General features: G+C 68.7%; 1 protein-coding gene. It reads right to left on the reverse strand.

The window, feature by feature from the left end:
• The coding region (locus ACK99Q_RS17775; RefSeq protein WP_410187432.1) for an oxidoreductase at positions 1-639 on the reverse strand (639 nt) is incomplete at its 5' end.

The raw sequence follows: 639 nt of genomic DNA on the forward strand, positions 1-639 counted from the left end.
TCAGTCGGACGGGACGCCGGTCGCCCGGCGCATCACGGAGTCGAAGGCGCGGTCGGGCAACACGTCGTGCATCACGATCATGGGCTTCGCGCCGAACCCGACGGCATACCTCGTCCTGGGCTTGCGGGCCTGGACGGCCTTGCGGATCGTGCGGCCGATGAGCTCGGGCGGCGAGGAGCGCTTCTGGGTGGACTCCGAGGTGAGCGAGTTGGCGACGGCGTTGCCCTGGCGGGCGTAAGGGCCCTCGGACGAGACGGCGCGGACCTTGTCCGCGGCGATGCCGGACCACTCGGTCTTGATGCCGCCGGGCTCGATGACGATGACGTCGATGCCGAAGGGCTTGAGCTCCATCCGCAGACAGTCGCTGAGGGCTTCCAGCGCGAACTTGGTGGCGTGGTACCAGGCGCCGAGCGGAGTGGGGATCTTGCCGCCCATCGACGTGACGTTCACGATCTTGCCCGACCGTTGCGCGCGCATGTGCGGGAGCACGAGCTGGGTGAGCCGCGCCGCGCCGAAGACGTTGACGTCGAACTGGTGGCGCGCTTCCTCCATGGGGACGTCCTCCAGGGCGCCGTAGGAGCCGTAGCCCGCGTTGTTGACCAGGACATCGAGGCGTCCGGCCTCGCTGATGATCTGGTC

This window comes from Aeromicrobium sp. MLTX1, from assembly GCF_046452335.1.
Lineage (GTDB): Bacteria > Actinomycetota > Actinomycetes > Propionibacteriales > Nocardioidaceae > Aeromicrobium.